The sequence below is a fragment of the Mycobacterium sp. NS-7484 genome, from assembly GCF_001953975.1.
Lineage (GTDB): Bacteria > Actinomycetota > Actinomycetes > Mycobacteriales > Mycobacteriaceae > Mycobacterium.
The window spans coordinates 1-16,136 of record NZ_MBEJ01000066.1; the positions used below are offsets into that span (position 1 = coordinate 1).

Annotated in this window: 15 protein-coding genes and 1 tRNA gene; 1 reads left to right on the top strand and 15 read right to left on the bottom strand. The window is 66.3% G+C overall.

Annotated features, from left to right (window positions below):
* Window positions 1–136: 136 nt before the first annotated feature.
* Window positions 137–219, bottom strand: a tRNA-Tyr gene (locus tag A5733_RS11450).
* 107 nt (window positions 220–326) lie between these two features.
* On the opposite strand from A5733_RS11450, the gene A5733_RS11455 reads away from it, so the two are divergent.
* Window positions 327–818 carry a YajQ family cyclic di-GMP-binding protein gene (locus A5733_RS11455; protein WP_067767699.1) on the top strand — a complete coding sequence of 164 codons (492 nt, stop codon included), beginning with the start codon at window positions 327–329 and terminating at the stop codon, window positions 816–818.
* A gap of 50 nt (window positions 819–868) precedes the next feature.
* Here A5733_RS11455 and A5733_RS11460 read toward each other — a convergent pair whose 3' ends face one another.
* From A5733_RS11460 to A5733_RS11525, 14 genes are all read right to left on the bottom strand, one after another.
* Complete coding sequence (locus tag A5733_RS11460; RefSeq protein ID WP_076240202.1) at window positions 869–2,038, bottom strand: MFS transporter; 1,170 nt, start codon at window positions 2,036–2,038, stop codon at window positions 869–871.
* The gene (locus A5733_RS11465) at window positions 2,035–3,372 is read right to left on the bottom strand and encodes an LLM class flavin-dependent oxidoreductase (protein WP_076240203.1); all 1,338 of its coding nucleotides are present in this window, start codon (window positions 3,370–3,372) and stop codon (window positions 2,035–2,037) included. The genes A5733_RS11460 and A5733_RS11465 overlap by 4 nt, the downstream gene beginning before the upstream one ends.
* A gap of 11 nt (window positions 3,373–3,383) precedes the next feature.
* Complete coding sequence (locus A5733_RS11470) at window positions 3,384–4,241, bottom strand: ABC transporter permease (RefSeq protein ID WP_067767690.1); 858 nt, start codon at window positions 4,239–4,241, stop codon at window positions 3,384–3,386.
* Window positions 4,234–5,037 (bottom strand): ABC transporter ATP-binding protein, encoded by an 804-nt coding sequence (locus A5733_RS11475; protein ID WP_076240204.1) that lies wholly within the window; start codon window positions 5,035–5,037, stop codon window positions 4,234–4,236. Before A5733_RS11475 ends, A5733_RS11470 begins: the two co-directional genes overlap by 8 nt.
* The gene (locus tag A5733_RS11480; RefSeq protein ID WP_369830928.1) at window positions 5,034–6,065 is read right to left on the bottom strand and encodes an ABC transporter substrate-binding protein; all 1,032 of its coding nucleotides are present in this window, start codon (window positions 6,063–6,065) and stop codon (window positions 5,034–5,036) included. The genes A5733_RS11475 and A5733_RS11480 overlap by 4 nt, the downstream gene beginning before the upstream one ends.
* Before the next feature lie 285 nt (window positions 6,066–6,350).
* Window positions 6,351–7,160 carry a mannan-binding family protein gene (locus A5733_RS11485; protein WP_076240243.1) on the bottom strand — a complete coding sequence of 270 codons (810 nt, stop codon included), beginning with the start codon at window positions 7,158–7,160 and terminating at the stop codon, window positions 6,351–6,353.
* A gap of 11 nt (window positions 7,161–7,171) precedes the next feature.
* A complete protein-coding gene (locus A5733_RS11490) occupies window positions 7,172–7,864 on the bottom strand; it encodes a hypothetical protein (RefSeq protein ID WP_076240206.1) in 693 nt (230 codons plus the stop codon).
* Between the two features lie 22 nt (window positions 7,865–7,886).
* Window positions 7,887–9,131 carry an MlaD family protein gene (locus A5733_RS11495; protein WP_076240207.1) on the bottom strand — a complete coding sequence of 415 codons (1,245 nt, stop codon included), beginning with the start codon at window positions 9,129–9,131 and terminating at the stop codon, window positions 7,887–7,889.
* Window positions 9,128–10,381 carry an MCE family protein gene (locus A5733_RS11500; RefSeq protein ID WP_076240208.1) on the bottom strand — a complete coding sequence of 418 codons (1,254 nt, stop codon included), beginning with the start codon at window positions 10,379–10,381 and terminating at the stop codon, window positions 9,128–9,130. Before A5733_RS11500 ends, A5733_RS11495 begins: the two co-directional genes overlap by 4 nt.
* Entirely contained in the window at window positions 10,378–11,493 is a 1,116-nt protein-coding gene (locus A5733_RS11505) for an MCE family protein (RefSeq protein WP_076240209.1), read from the bottom strand. Before A5733_RS11505 ends, A5733_RS11500 begins: the two co-directional genes overlap by 4 nt.
* Window positions 11,490–12,527, bottom strand: coding sequence for an MlaD family protein (locus tag A5733_RS11510; RefSeq protein WP_076240210.1), 1,038 nt, complete (start codon window positions 12,525–12,527; stop codon window positions 11,490–11,492). The genes A5733_RS11505 and A5733_RS11510 overlap by 4 nt, the downstream gene beginning before the upstream one ends.
* Window positions 12,520–13,575: an MCE family protein gene (locus A5733_RS11515; protein ID WP_067772636.1), complete on the bottom strand. Its 1,056-nt coding sequence runs from the start codon at window positions 13,573–13,575 to the stop codon at window positions 12,520–12,522. The genes A5733_RS11510 and A5733_RS11515 overlap by 8 nt, the downstream gene beginning before the upstream one ends.
* On the bottom strand, window positions 13,572–15,278 hold the full coding sequence (locus tag A5733_RS11520; protein WP_076240211.1) for an MlaD family protein: 1,707 nt from the start codon (window positions 15,276–15,278) through the stop codon (window positions 13,572–13,574). The genes A5733_RS11515 and A5733_RS11520 overlap by 4 nt, the downstream gene beginning before the upstream one ends.
* The gene (locus tag A5733_RS11525) at window positions 15,279–16,136 is read right to left on the bottom strand and encodes an ABC transporter permease (RefSeq protein ID WP_067772642.1); all 858 of its coding nucleotides are present in this window, start codon (window positions 16,134–16,136) and stop codon (window positions 15,279–15,281) included.

The following is a 16,136-nucleotide window of genomic DNA, read 5'->3' on the forward strand; positions in this document are numbered from 1 at the left end:
CACGGCTGGGCCGGCAGATCAACACCCTAACCGCCACGACACACCGACAGCCGTACACACATTTTGGCCATTAACCCCCCAGAACCCCCGGGGCCAGAAACCACACAGGCCCCCTCGAAAGGGGGCCTGACTTGGGTGGCAGGTACAGGATTCGAACCTGTGTAGGCGTTAGCCGACGGATTTACAGTCCGCTCCCATTGGCCGCTCGGGCAACCTGCCGGGTTCGCGCCGCCCCGTCTCCGGTTTGGTGCGACTAGCAGGGTACAACGAGGATGTACCAAAGTTACAAACCGGCAGGACTCACCGAGGGAAGGGAGAGGCATCCAATGGCGGATTCCAGCTTCGACGTCGTCAGCAAGGTCGACCGTCAGGAGGTCGACAACGCGCTCAACCAGGCCGCCAAGGAGCTGTCCACCCGGTTCGACTTCCGCGGCACCGACACCAGCATCGCCTGGAAGGGCGAAGAGGTGATCGAACTCACCTCCAGCACCGAGGAGCGCGTCAAGGCTGCAGTCGACGTGTTCAAGGAAAAATTGGTCCGGCGCGACATCTCGATGAAGGCCTTCGACGCGGGTGAGCCGCAGGCCAGTGGCAAGACCTACAAGGTGACCGGCGACATCAAGCAGGGCATCAGCAGCGAGCAGGCCAAAAAGATCACCAAGATCATCCGCGACGAGGGCCCCAAGGGCGTCAAGGCTCAGATCCAGGGCGACGAGATCCGGGTCAGCTCGAAGAAGCGTGACGACCTGCAGGCCGTCATCTCGTTACTCAAGGGCTCGGACCTGGACGTGGCGTTGCAGTTCGTCAACTACCGCTAGGCCGAGCGTGAAGAAGATCGCGAGATTCTCGAGGCATCTCGCGATCTTCTTCACGTTGGGCGCCAGGCCGGGATGAACCGGTGCATGGTGGCTGCCCCGGCGCAGGCCACCACTCCGAGAGCGGCCGCCGCGACACCCAGCGGCGCCACCACTGCCACTCCGCCGACCGCGAGCGGGCCGAGAAACATCCCGCTGTCGTGCATGAGCCGCCAGGCCGCCAGAAACTCGGCCCGGGTCGCGGTGGGCGCGACATCGGCGCCCAGCGTCATGATCACGCCGTTGCCGAGTCCGTTGCCCACACCCATCAACACCGCCACGGCCGTCATGCCGATCACCCCGGCGGCGAACGGCAACGCGAACAGCGACACCCCGATCACGAGCAGGGACGGCACGGCCATCGCCCGGCGCCCGTAGCGGTCCATCACCATCCCGGCCGGATACGAACACAACAGGTCGGCCAACGCTCCGATGCCGAACACCACCGAAGCGGTCGCCGCACTCAGCCCCAGGTGATCGGCCCACAACGGCAGCACCGCATCTCGGGACGAGCGCGCCGCCCCCATCATCAGCGCACCCAGGCCCAGAGTGCCCAACACCGCGCGGTGGGTGCGCACGATCTCGGCGAGCCGCGCTCCGCCGGGCACCGCTCCCTCGGCCCGCGGTGGATCGGCCAGCCGGGCCATCAGATACCCCGACACCACGATGCCGACCAGCTGCACGAGGAAGCCGCCGTGGGTGCCGACAGCCAGGATCACCGCCGCGCCGATGAGCGGCCCGACGAAATAGCCCAGCCGCCACGTCATCGCGAACATCGCCATCGCGCGGGCGCGTCTGGCCACGCCCACCGCCTCAGCCAGATAGCTCTGCCGCGCCAAACCCCAGACCGCACTGGAGAACCCGGTCAGCAACACGCCAATGCCGAGAACCAGTGGATTCCAGGCGATCAGGCACAACAGCACCCCCGCGGTACCCAGCGAGGACCCGACGATGATGGACCGGCGCTCACCGAACCGGGCCACCATGCGGCCGGCCGGCAGATCACCGAGCACCGCGCCGAGCCCGACGAGCGCGACGATGAAACCAGACGCGCCCACCGAGGCGCCCAGATCGCGGGCGATCAGCGCGATGACGGGTGCGCCGGCGCCCTGGCCGATCCCGAAGATCGCGGACGGCAGGAAGACCGTGGTGACGAGCGAGCGGAGCGGGACCCCCTCGCTCACGCGCTGGTTTCGGCCGCCGTCGCCGTGTAGCGGCTGGGGCGGTGGGCCAGCCCGTAATGCCCGCGCAGCGTCGTCGCGGTGTACTCGGTGCGGAACAGCCCGCGGCGCTGCAGGATCGGCACCACCTGCTCGACGAAATCTTCCAGACCCCCGGGCAGATATGGCGGCATGATGTTGAAGCCGTCGGCAGCGCCCTCGGTGAACCACAGCTCGAGGTCATCGGCGACCTGCTCGGCGGTGCCGGCGAACGTCCGGTGCCCACGCCCGCCACCGAGCTTGGCGATCAACTGCCGCACGGTCAGCGACTCCCCCGCGGCCAGATCCTTGACCAGTTGGTAGCGGCTCTTGTTGCCCTGGATCTGCTCGATGGGCGGCAGCGTAGGCAGCGGGGCGTCGAGGGCGTGCGCGGTGAGATCCACCCCCAGCATCTGTGACAGCTGCCGCAACGAGTACTCGGGTGAGATCAGATCGGTGAACTGCTGCTCCAACTCGAGCGCAGCCTCCTCGGTGGGCCCGATGAACGGCACGACACCGGGCAGGATCTTGACCTCGTCGGCACCGCGGCCGAACTTCACCGCCCGCGCCTTCACGTCACGGTAGAACGCCTTGCCGTCGGCCACCGAGCGCTGGGCGGTGAAGATCGCCTCGGCGTAGCGCGCGGCGAAATCCTTACCGGACTCCGAGGATCCGGCCTGGACCAGCAGCGGACGGCCCTGCACTGAACGCGGCGAGTTCAGCGGCCCCCGGACCGTGAAATGCTCGCCGTCGTGGTCGATCCGGTGCACCCGCTCCGGGTTGGCGAAGATGCCGGTGGATTCGTCGAGGACGAGCGCGTCGTCCTCCCAGCTGTCCCACAATGCCGTTGCCACGTAGACGAATTCGGCGGCCCGGCGATAACGCCCGGCGTGGTCTGGAATGCCTTCCACACCGAAGTTGGCGGCCTCGTCCTCCCCGGCCGAGGTGACGATGTTCCACCCGGCCCGCCCGCCACTGATGTGATCGAGCGACGCGAAACTACGGGCCAGAGTGTAGGGCTCGATGTAACCGGTGGTCGCGGTGGCGATCAGGCCGACGTGCTCGGTGACCGTGGCCATCGCGGTCAACAGGGTGATCGGTTCGAAGATCGCCTGCGTGTTGTGCTTCACCCGGGGTCCGACCGCGAGCCCGTCGGCGAAGAACACCGAGTCGAGCTTGCCGTGCTCGGCAAGCTGGGCCAGTCGCTGGAAGTGCGTGACGTCGGTCAGGTTTCGCACATCGGTGCGTGGGTGCCGCCACGCCGCCTCGTGGTGGCCGACACCCATGAGAAAGGCGTTGAGATGAAGTTGTCGAGTCATGTGACCGTCCTCTAGGTAGTGGCCCGCCAACCGGACAGGCGTCCCTCGATCGCCACCAGAATGGCGTTGAAGGTGACACCCACCAAGGCGATGGTGACGATGCCGGCGTACATGTTCGGGATCTGGAAGTTGAACTGCGCAGCGGTGATCAGATAGCCGAGCCCGGCTTTGGCCCCGACCATCTCGGCGGCGATCAGCACCAGGATCGAAGAGGCGGCAGCCATGCGCAGACCGGTGAAGATCGTCGGGACCGCCGCGGGCAGGATCACTTTCTGGAACAGCCGCAGTGGTGAAAGACCGAGCGACCGCGCCGATTTGATCAGCAGCGGGTCCACGGTTCGCACGCCGGAGATGGTGTTGAGCAGGATCGGGAAGGACGCCGCGTAGATCACCAGCGCCACCTTGGAGGTCTCCCCGATACCCAGGATCAGGATGAACACCGGCAGCAGCGCCAGCGCGGCGGTGTTGCGGAAGAGTTCCAGGATCGGGTTGAGAAACTCCGCGACCGGCCGGTACCAGGCGATCGCCACGCCCAACGGGATACTGACCGCGATCGCCACACCCAACCCCAGCAGCGCGCGCGACAGGCTGGCCGAAACATGCTCGGCCAGTTGACCGTTGCCTGCCAGGGTGAACCAGGCGCTGACAACCTCCGACAGCGGTGGCAGAAACACCTTGTCCACCAGTCCGATCCGCGGGGCGGCCTCCCACAACGCCAGGAACGCGGCAACCACCACGACGGGACGCAGCACACGCCATGTGAGCGCTTGCAGGCGCCGGCCCCGGTGGTGGGGTTCGGGTAGCTCCGGTGTCTCGGCCGGTGCCTCTGCCAGAGTGTCGACGGGTGCCTCGGCGATGGCGTTAGACATGCTGAACCTCCTCGGACTGGGCGCGTTGGACCTCGTCGTGCAGCAGCGACCAGATGTGGTGGCGCTGCGCCCGGAATCCCGCGCTGGACCGGATGTCGTCGGCGCTCCGGTCGATGTCGACGTCGACGATCTTCTTGATCCGTCCCGGCCGCGACGTCAGCACCGCCACCCGCTGGCCGAGATACAACGCCTCGTCGATGCCGTGGGTGATGAACAGGATGGTCTTGCCGGTGGCCTGCCAGATTCGCAGCAGCTCGTCCTGCAGGGATTCACGGGTCTGGGCATCCAGCGCGGCGAACGGCTCGTCCATCAGCAGCACCTCGGGGTCGAAGGCCAGACTGCGCGCGATTGCGACGCGCTGCTTCATCCCGCCCGACAGCTCGTGCGGGTATCGGTCGGCGAAGCCCTTCAGACCGACCAGCTCGAGATACTCGTCAGCTCGTCGGCGACGCTCCGCGGTCGGCAACCCCTTTGCCTCCAGGCCGAATTCGACGTTCTTGCGGGCGGTGCGCCACGGCAGCAGGGCATATTGCTGGAACACGATGCCGCGGTCCAGGCCAGGACCGCGGACGGGCTTGCCGTCGAGCAGGATCTCCCCCGACGTCGGTTGCGTCAGCCCGCCGAGCAGGTCCAGCAGTGTCGACTTACCGCAGCCACTGGGCCCGACCAGGACCAGGAACTCACCGGCGGCCAGGTCGATACTGATGTCGTCGATCGCGGTGAAGCTGGTCTTCTCGCCGCGGATTGCGAAGCGCTTGGTGACGTGGCGTAGTTGCAGTTTGGGTTGTGTACTCATCGGTGTGCCAATGCCTGACCGTCGGGCCCGCTGCCGTCGGGATAAGTCCCGTTGGCGTACGGATTGAATTCGTTGGTGTAGAGGTCTTTTGCCGTCAACGTGCCCGGTTCGAGTTCCCCGTTGCGCACCAGCCAGTCGATCCAGGTCTGCAGTTCACGGTCGGCGATCACCGCGCCGGGCACCGGAATCCCTGAGCTACGCCAGTATTCGACGGCCTTGGTGTCCTCATTGCGGTGGCGCTTGTTGATGATCGCGCGGAACTTCGCCACCACCTCGTCCCGCGGGGTCACCTGTGCCCAGCGGACCGCGCGCGCTGTGCCCTGGACGAAATCGGCCACGGCATCGCGGTTCTTGGCCAGGAAATCGTCGCGCACCACATAGGTGCCGTAGCTGAACGCACCGAACAGCGCCTTGTCGGTGAACAGCGGCCGGATCCCACCGCGTTGCAGCGCGGACTCCCGGTAGATCTCGTTGAGCGCCGCGACATCGATCTGCCCGTCGCGCAGGGCCTGCTCGGTGTTGACGGGTGGCACCACCGTGAGGGTGACGGTCTTGATCTCGTCGTTGGTCAAGCCCTCTTTGGCCAACCATTCCCGGGTGAGGAATTCGTGGTGGGCGCCGAGGGTGTTCATCCCGACCTTCTTGCCGATCAGGTCGCGGGCCGAGCGAATCGGGCTGTTCTCCAACACGTAATAGCCGGTGTACTCGTCCTCGTCGGCGCCGTAGGAGCTGAGTACCGAGGTGATCGGGGCACCGGCGGCGTTGAGTTTGACCACGGCACCGTTGAACGCCGAACCGAAATCGATGTCGCCGGTGGCCACCGACTGGATGTCCTGCGGCCCGCTGGTGGTGTTACCCACCCACTCCAGCTTGACGTTCTTGTAATAGCCGAGTTCCTCGGCGAGTTCGTGGAACTCGACCTCGCCGGTCCACCCCTGATACCGCAGCACGGTCTTGCCGTCGTCGGTGCGCGCCGCCTCGCCGGAGGAGCCACACCCGGTCAGCACCAGCACGAGTGCGCTGAGCATCGCGAGTACCGAACTGAATAGGCGCATGGCCGTTGTCTCCCAAAGAGTCGCGGTGATGGTCGCGGCTCATGGTGGCAACAAACGTCGGTCGAGTAACCCTTTAGCCTCGCGAAGAATCGAATGGCCGACGGACCGCCCGGGGGCACCCATGTGCCTTTCGGAATGCTGCGACGAATGTGCACGCTGTTGTCGAAGAGCTGCAGTGATTTCGCCGACAACCGACACATTCGTCATAGGGATCGACACCCATAGTGCGCGCCAGGCTGGGACGCTTCGTTAGAAGGGTCAGACGCCGCCGAACTGCGGTTGCAGCACCGGGGCGAGTGCTGAGAGTGGGATGTGTGCCTGCACGGTGCCGCCGTCCATCGCCCACTGCATCCGGCCCGGCGTGAAGTCAATTGGACTGTCATGTCCGACCGGGTAATCCGGCATGTAGAGGATCAATTCGTCCGGCGTCAGCGCCCAGGCCTTGTAGCCGCCCGAGTACACCTTGTCCGGGGTCCAGCGGTCCGGGGTGAACGGGTATGTGCCGGGCTGGTGCGGCGGCGGCGCGGCATCGAGCGCGGCGACGATGAACGGCTCCCCCAGGCGCGGAATCTCGACCCGGTGGTCGACATCCGGTTTGAACAAGTCGGCGAGCTGCACCTGCCGCCCGTCGACGAAGGTGAACGTGCGGTAGGCGTCACTGAAGATCGGGGCGTTCGGGTGCGCCAGCGCGTCGGTACCGACCGTGCCGGAGTACATCTCGTGGAAGACCGCCGTCATCGCGCCGCCGTGGTGAAAGATCTCGAAGTGCTGTTCACCGGAGCTGTCGGCGGCCATCTTCATCGCCGCGGTGCGCCAGTTGTTCATCAGGTTGGTCAGGTACTGCCGGATGACGGGGTTGTCCACCAGGTCGCCCGGTAACGCCATCTTGATGTCCCGGACCGCTTTTCGGTCCGAGACCACGGACGTGTTGCAGAACTGTCCATCCCACTGTCCGCCCAGTTCGTCGCAGAACGTGGCCGCCGACGCCGCGGCGTCGGGAGCGGTCGTGGTGGCCACCATGGTGCCGGCCAACCAGGCTGCCGCGCCGATCAGCTTGCCGATGCGCATCATGGGCCGGCTCAGGCGAGTTCCACTTTGCTTGTGCGCCACTGCCCGTCGACTTTTTCCATCGTCATCTTGATGCGGCTGCGGTCGATCCGCGGGTCGGGCACCTGGGTGTTGGACACCGACTGGTCGACGAACAGCAACACCACGACCTTGTCCTTGCTCGCCGACTGCACTGCCGACTCGACGACCACACCGTGCGCGGTGGCCTTGTTGTCGATGAGCAACTGGCGCAACTGCATGCTCGACTGCGAGTACATGTCCTTGAACTCACCGGTGGCGCCGGCCAGCACCTGGTTGAAGTTCTCGTCGACCTTGTTGGAGTCGATGCTCGTCAAGATCTGGGCATAGGCCACCGCCGCGTCTTGCGCCTGCCGACTGGCCTGCGCCACCTGCTTCGTCTGCCACAGCTGCCAGCCCAGGAATCCCGACAGGGCCAACGCGGCGACGAACACCACGACCCCGGCGCCGATGAGCACGCGACGACCCCAACCCCGCGGCTTGGCCGCGTCGGAGGGCTTGGCCGCGTCGTCCCCGGCCGCATCGTCGGCCTTATCGTCGGCCTTGTCGTCGTCGTTGGTCTCGTCCTTCGCCTCGGAATCCGGCTCGGTCATTTCCTCGGCGGTTTCCTCGATACCGATCGCGTCGTCCACGGTGCCAGCTTGCCCGTCGCCGGTCGGCTTGTCAGTCGTGAGGGTCACCGTCATCTCCTTGGGTGCATCGGGTGGATCACCGGGGCGGCTCGATCGGCAACGTCGGACCGCCGTACGGCGTCGGGATGGTGTATCGCCCCTTGGGCGTCGGATCGGTGGTACGCCCCAGGTCAGCGCCCGGGGGCGGGCCCGCGGTGTCGTCGCCGGCCGGACGCGGCGCATTCTTGGCGCCGCGGACCAGCACACCGGGATGCTCGTCGCGGCAGTACGTGTACATATACGGCTCCGGGTAGTCGGCCGCCGACGGTGGCCGACGTGGTGTCCCGTAGTCACACGAGTAACGCGGATAGATCTCGCCGGTGGCCCACAACCCGTTGTCGTGCATGACGCTGCCGATCGCGTCGAGGGCCGAGGTGCGGTAGTCCGGGAACAGCGCATGCAGCGCCGGCACCCGCAGATACAGGAGTTGCGACGTGCTGGCCAGGCTTCCCAGCAGCTGCACCATCGTGTCGGAGTTGTCGACGAACAAGTTGTCGACCGAGGTCAGCGCGCCCGGGGTCTCGTTGGTGAGCCGGCGGAAGCCGTCCCGCATCCGGTTGATCCCGTCGAAGGTGGAGCTCAGGTTGTCCGAGGCCACTGCGATGCCGGCGTTCTTGTCCGCCGCCAGGCTGAACACCACGCGGCTGTTACGCAGGATGCTCGTCGTCTCGGGAAGCACCGAATCCAGCGTCGACAGCAGAAACGTGCCGCCGTCGATGATGTCGGACAGCTTGCGCGGACCGGCGCTGCTCATGCTCAGTTCCCGCCGGATCAGTTCCAGCTTGTCGACGTCGACCTGGGCCAGGGCACCGTCGGCATCAGCCAGCAGCTGGGCCAGGCTGACCGGAACCGAGGCTTCGGTGATCACATTGCCGTCGCTGAGGAACGGGCCCTGGTCCGAATGCCCGACGAAGTCGATGTACTGCTCACCGGCCGGGGACAGCCCCGATACCCGGACATCGCTGGACTTCGGGATCTGAACTGCCGAGTCCACGTTCACCACGGCGTCGACCCCGGACGGGGTGATGTCGAGGCGTTCGACCCGGCCCACCCGCACGCCACGCAACGTCACATCCTGGTTCGGCAACAACCCTGCCGACTCCGGCAACTGGACCGTGAGCCGATAGGTGGAGTCGAACGGCTTGACCCGTAACGCGCCGATCATCAGATAGGCGGTGGCCACCACCAGGGTCATCACCAGGGCCCCGGCGGACAGCCAGGCCTTCCGCCGGTAACCGAACCGGACCATCCTGACGACGAGATCTGCCAGTGAGTCGATCATCGCGGTGCCTCGGCGGCCGGTGCGACGGGGGCATCGGCGGGTGGTGCCTCCGCCGGTGGGGCCGCGCCGGGTGGCGGCGCGGTCACGATCTCACCCGGTTCGGTGGGACTGGGAATCACCGGCATCTGCGGCACGGACGGTCCCCGTCCGACCACCCGCTCCTGCAGCCGCAGCAGCGTGTACTGCAGTGAGCCGACCAGCTGATGCCAGTTGTAGCGCTTGGGCCCGTGCAGACCGGCGTCACCGGCGAACCCGATGTCGGGAATCGAACCGAGCACCAACCGGTCGATGCTCGCCCTCGTCGACCAGGCATTGCTCGGCATGCTCTTGACGATCGGCGGCATCAGCCGGTTGAGCGCGTACAGCGTGGCGTCGGGCGTCAGGGCCACGTCGTTCCACGCCCCGGCGACCGTATTGGCATCGGCGATCACGCTGCGGCCGCTGGTGTCGGTACCGGCGATCGACGGGAACTTGCGCAGCTCTTCGGACGTGTCGCCGACCTGTGCGATCAAATCGGCGATCTGGGTGGTGTGTTCGGCCAGAACCTGGGTGGCCGGCGCAGCCTGATCCATCAGTTCGCTGACGGCCTGGTTCTTCTCGTCGATCTGGCCGAGCAGTTTCGAGGTCTCCGACATGGCGGTGTCGAGTTGCTCGGAGCGGGCGTTGAGCGTGCCGAGGGTGTGATTGGTCTTGGAGATCAGGGTGCCGAACGCCTGGCCCTGGTCGCCGGTGGCCTTGCCCAGGCCGTTGATGATGTTGGTGAAGTTGCGTACCGCACCGCCGTTGACCAGGATCGCCGCCGAACTCAGCAGCGACTCGACGGTCGCGGCGGCCCGGGTCGAATCCAGATCGATGACGTCACCGTCGCGCAGCAGCGGAGCATTCGGATCGACCGGGCTGGGCGGGCGGACCGAGACGAAGACGTCCCCCAGCGGTGTGGCCGAACGCAATTCGGCGGTGGTGCCCTGCGGCAGCCGGACGCCATCCATGATGCGCAGCGTGGTCACCGCGGTGTAGTTGCGCGCCACCATCGAATCGACCTCGCCCACATCGGCACCGGCCAACTTCACCTTGGCATTGGCCGGCAGGTTCAGCGCGTTGGAGAAGATCGCGGTCAGCCGGTAGCCGCCTGAACCGACGCCGGGCGCGGGCAACGGCAGGCTGGCCAGGCCCTCGCTGGCGCACCCCGACAACGTCAAGGTCGCGGTGAGCACCACCGGAAGGACGACTGTGCGTATCGGTTTTCTCATCGCTGCCCCATCGCCGCCAGGCCGTCGAGCATGTAAGACAGCCCGAAATCCGGGCCGAAATCCTGCACTGTCCCGGTGCTGCACCCCAATTGCCGCAGCCCCATCATGTTGCACATCTCCTTGACGGTCTGGGAATCGAACAACACCTTGTCGACCAGCACGTGTACCCGAGCCGCACCGTTCTTCTGATCGACGATGTTGTAGAGGTTGTCCAGCGTCATCGGGGCGAGGTCGAGAAGCTCGGCCAGATCACGGTTGTGGGCGACGAAGGTGCCGGTGGCGGTATTGCCGTTGAGGACGATCTGTTTGATCTCCTCGCGGTGGGCTTCGAGCACCTCACCGGCCTGGGTGATCACCTGATTGAGCTTCTTGCCGGTGGTGCCGGTGCCGAAATTCTCGTCGGCCAGGATCTGGCTGAGTTGGCGCACCGCGGAACCGAATTCACGCAGGGTGGCGTCATTGTTGGCGGCCGCCTGGAACAGCGAACTGAGGTTGCGCACGATCGTGGTCAGCTGATCGCGGGTCACGGCACCCTTGTCGGCGCTCAGCCGCAGCGCCTCGGACAGTTCGCCGAGGGCATCCTTCATCGCCTGGCCGTTGCCGTCGGCGATCGCGGCGCTGGCGTTGACGACCTCGGCGATCGGCCCGTTGCCCTTGCCGTCACCGCGCAGCGACGCCGACAGTTTGTCCAATACGTCGAGCACCCGGGCGAATTCGACCGGGGTCTTGGTGCGGTTGAGCCCGATGGTGTCGTGGTTCTGCAGCGTCGGCCCACCGCGGTAGGGCGGGGTGAGCTCGATCTGCCGGTCGGTCAGGATCGAGTTGGACACCGTGACCGCCTGCACGTCCTGGGGCACCTGGACGTCCTTGTCGACGGTGAACACGACCTCCACATACCCGCCCTTGGGCGTGATCTTGGTGACCTTGCCGACCTGCATGCCAAGCACCGCCACCGTGTTGCCCTCGTAAAGCCCTGCCGCGCTGTCGAATTGAGCGGTCACGGTGATGGTGTTGGTCATGTCCTTCAGGAACCACCAGCCGACCCCGAGGACCGCGACGGCGGCCAGCGCAGCGACCGACACCAAAGCCAGGAGCCTGTTGCGGCGACTCATTTGCAGTCCTTCAGGTACTGGATCATGTTGAACTGCTTGGCCCGACCACTGATCGCGCACATCCATGAGTCGATCAGCAGACCGTTGGCGACGTTGAGGTCGGCCGCGTTGCCGGTGCCGGTGGCGTTGGCGAGCCCGCGCAGGGCCACCGGGGCGGATTGCAGCACGCTGCGCAGCAGGTCGTCGTGCTGGCCCAACATGTCCGACAGCTCGCGGATGTTGGTCAGCAACACCTCGAGTTCGGGGCGGTCGTCGATGACGATGCCGCTGAGGGTCTCGACGAGATTGGTCAGCGAGGCCAGCATCGCCTGGAATGAGGCCCGCCGCATGACGAATTCGCCCACCAGATCATTGCCCTGGTTGACCAGGCTGCCGATCGTCGACTGCTGGCGGCGCAGGGTATTGCTGACGACCTCGGTGGTCTGCAACAGCGTGCCCAGTTGGTCGCGCCGGTTGGCGATGATCCGAGCCAGCGTGTGGGTGTTCTGCAGGGCCCGCGGCACGATCTCGGGCAGCCCGTTGAGCTGGTGGCCCAGGATGCCCAGCGACTGGGCGAACTTGTCGGAATCCACCTGCTCGTAGGTGGTGGTGACGTCGGCCAACGCCTCTTGCAGGTCGTAGGGCACCTCGGTGTGGGCCAGGTCGAAGTTGTCGCCGGGCACGGCTCCCTCACCGGCCGGCTCCAGCGACAGGTAGCGCGAACCCAGGATCGTGGTGATCTTGATGACCGCCCGCGACTCCTTGCCCAGCGGAACGTCGTTGCGCACTTTGAGTTTGGCCTCGACGTGGTCGCCGGCCAGCTTCATGCTGACCACCTCGCCCACCGGGATCCCGGCCACGGTGATCGGGTTGCCCGGTTTGAGTGCGGCGGCCTGCAGGAACTGCGCGGTGTACTTGCGGTAGCCGATATCGGCCACCTTGACGATGAGCATCGCCCCGATCAGCACGCTGACCACCGCGATCGCGATGATCCCCAGCCAGGTCCGGTTGTAACCCTCCAGCGGCTTGCGCCGCTTCTTCTTTTGCTCAGCCATTGGCCATGTTCCTGCATCTCGGGCTGTAAGTCGCCTTGTTCCCGGGGGTGGCGGCGTCGACGATGATCGGCGTGACGTCGTTGAGGCCGGGGAAGAATCCCGTCGCGTTCAGATCGCACGCGTAGGAGTTCGCGTAGGAGCCCTCGTTGGTGATCCGGGCGAATCCCTTGAGCAGCAACGGCAGATTGGCTCCGGTGAACGCCAACTGCGGTTCGATGCCCACCATGTGCTGGACGAAACCGGGTTCGCGGGTGACGAGTTGGTTCAGCGAGGGGTAGACCTCGTCGGTGATGGTGGACAGTTGGCGGACCACCCGTGAGATGGAGCCCATCGATTCCACCATCTCGGGCCGTCGGGCGTCGAAAGTGCTGACCATTCCCCGGGTTTCGGTGATGACCTGATCGAGGCTGTCGTTGTGTCTGGCCAGATTCTGGGCCACCGTGTTGAGGTCGCTGATCACCTGGCCGAGCTCCTCGTCCCGGCCGGCGAACGAGTCGGTCAACTGTGCGGTCTGATCGACGAGCGCGGCGATCGAGGCCTGGTCACCCTGCAGCGAGGCGATCACCCCCTGGGTGAGGTTGTCGGCGTCGCGCGGGTTGAGCACGCTGAACAGCGGCTCGTATCCGTTGAGCAGGGTGCCCACGTCGAACGACGGATCGGTGCGTTCGACGGGGATGACCGAGCCGGCCGGCAGCACTCCGGGATCACCGATCTTGCCCAGCGACAGCCCGAGATAGCGCTGGCCCACGATGTTCTGGTAGGTCACCGACGCGACCGTGGTGCCCAACAGCTGCTGATCGTTCTGCACCACGAACGACACCTTGGCCTGCGCGCCGTCCAGCTCGATCTTCTCGACGCGGCCGACGCGCACTCCGGCCATGCGGACGTCGTCGCCCTCACGCAGGCCGAACACGTCGCTGAACATCGCCGCGTACGGCGTGGTCTTTCCGGCCACGTCGCGCCGCAGCGTGACATACACCAGCCACGTCAGCGTCAGCGCCACCACCATGAACAGGGACAGGCCGATCATTGCTCCGCGATATTTCATCGAGGCTCCCCGGACGAAACTGGTTGTGCCGCTTGACTATCAGATACCGTCACGGTGGTACCCCGAGCCACCGGACCCAGCAGCAGTTGGGTGGCCGCGGTGGCCGGTTGGCCGGTCGCGAGGCTCAGCGCGGCGCGTTCCTGGGTGCTGCCCACCGGGCCCACATTGCCGCCGAAGGCGGCGGGTGCAGCATTGCCGCCGAAGGAGGCCGGGGCGGCCTCGGCGGGCAGCAGTGGTCCGGCGGGTGTCGACGGGCCCCCCGGCGGCGCCGGGGACGACCCGGGGATCGACGCGGCGGGCGGGGAATTGGGCGGCCGGGGTGCCACCGGAGCCAGCGGTGACTGGTTCACCGGCGGGGGCGGCGTCGGCGCCAGCGCCGGATTGGCCGTGCCGGGGACCGGCGGGGACGGCGGCATCCAGGACGGCAGCGGCGGATTCGGGTCGGCCAGATTGGGATTCGGGTTCACCAGGGGCGGCCCGACCGCCATGAGGTTGCCGTTTGGTCCCACCACCGTGCCGGGCGGCGGCGCCAGATCGGCGGGTGGCTGATAGTTCTGCGGCAACAGCACATCCGGCAGGGCCGGACGCGTCGGCACCAACGGCGCGGTGTAACAGCTGGGCCCTTTGAGCGCGCCGTACTGCGGACAATCGGCCCGCGTGTAGGTGTAGCTGGGGGTGAACGACAGATTCACCCGCATGTTGCCGAAGTCGTGATCGGGCATCCACACGTTGTCGAAGAACTTGGTGGACAGTTGGTTGAGCTTGACGAAGGCCGGCACCCAGTTGTGCGAGGACAGCGCCAATTCCCCGATCACCGGCGTCATTTCGGTGGTGATCCGGACGAGCTGATCGGAGTGGTTGGCCAACGACGTGTGGCTGGTGTTCATGGTGTTGATGCCGCCGTTGATCAGGGTGGTCAGTTGTGAGCGTTGCTCGACGAGGGTCTGCATGGGCTGTACGGCCTTGTGCAGCGCGTCGACCAGATCCGGCGCGGTCTGCTGCAGGCCCCGGGTGGCGTCGATGAGCGCCGAGACGGTCGTCGGGCCGGGTTCGGTGGCCACGATCGCATCGAGTTGGTCGAGGAGACGGTTCAATTGGGCACCGCTGTTGAGCAGCTCGGTGCGGCGGTTCTCGGTGGCGGCGTTGACCGCGGCCAGGATGCCCACCGTCTTGTCCTCACGCCCCCGGCCGGTCGCGGCCAGGATGTCGCGCAGCTTGCTGATCGTGGTCTGGAACAACACCGTCGGCAGTTCGGTGTCCTTGGGGATCTGCGCGCCGGCCGCGATCGGTGCGCCGGCGCTCGAACCATTTGCCGGCTCGCCGGCGCCGTCCACCAGCTGCACCGACGACACCGCGAACACATTGCTGGGCACCACTCGCGCGGTCACCGTGTTCGGAATCGACGACGCGTATTCGGGTTTGAGGTTGATGTGGACGTAGTTGGGATTGCCGTTGGCGGCGGGGACGACGTCGTCGACCATCCCGACGAGCACGCCGTGGTACTTCACGTCGGACCGCTGCGGCAGTCCGTCGCCGACGTTGACCAGGGCGGCCACCACGGGTACGCGGGCGTCGAGCCGGCCGGTCGCCTTCACCAACAGGACCGTCGACACCAGCGCGGCGACCGCGAGAACGGCGACGCCGCAGACCAACAGTTGTCGGTCGGTCGGCCCGCGGCCGTCGGTTTCCAGTGAGTTACCCATCTAGCCGCCGAACCTCGCTCCAGAATCGACCGTCCACAGCGCCATGGTGAGCAGCATGTTGACGATGATCACCACGGTGATGCTGGCGCGCATGGCGTGACCGGCGGCCACGCCGACACCCACCGGGCCGCCCGAGGCATAAAAGCCGTAGTAGCACTGCACGGTGGAGGCGATCCACACGAAGATGACCGTCTTCAACAGCGAATAGAGGATGTCCTGGCCGGACAGCATCAGGGTGAAGTAGTGCAGATAGGAACCGGTGGACCCACCGCTGATCAGGTACACCACCACCTGCGTGGTCAGGTAGCTCACCGCCAGGCAGAGCACGTAAAGCGGGATCACCGCCACCACCGAGGCCATCAGCCGCGTCGTCACCAGGTACGGAATCGGGCGGATGGCAATGGAATCGAGCGCGTCGATCTCCTCGGCGATGCGCATCGAGCCAAGCTGGGCGGTGAAGCGGCAACCGGCCTGCGTCGCGAAGGCCAGGGACGCGGCGATCGGCGCCAGCTCGCGCGTGTTGACCAACGAGGAGATGATGCCGGTGGCCGGGCCGAGCCCGAGCAGGTCCAGGAAGTTGTAGCCCTCGATACCGACGAGGGCGCCCACCGTGATGCCGAGTACCACCGCCACGCCCGCGGTTCCGCCGCCGACGACGAGAGAGCCGTTGCCCCAGGCGATGTCGGAGAGTAGCCGGACGAATTCACCGCGGTAGTGACGCAATGCAATCGGCACGGCCGTCACCGCGCGCACGAAGAACACCATCATGTGGCCCAGCCGGATCACCGGCGTCGACGAGCGTCGGTAGAGCCGCACCAACGGTGCGATCAGCGGCGGGGTGAAGGTGGAAGCGGTCAT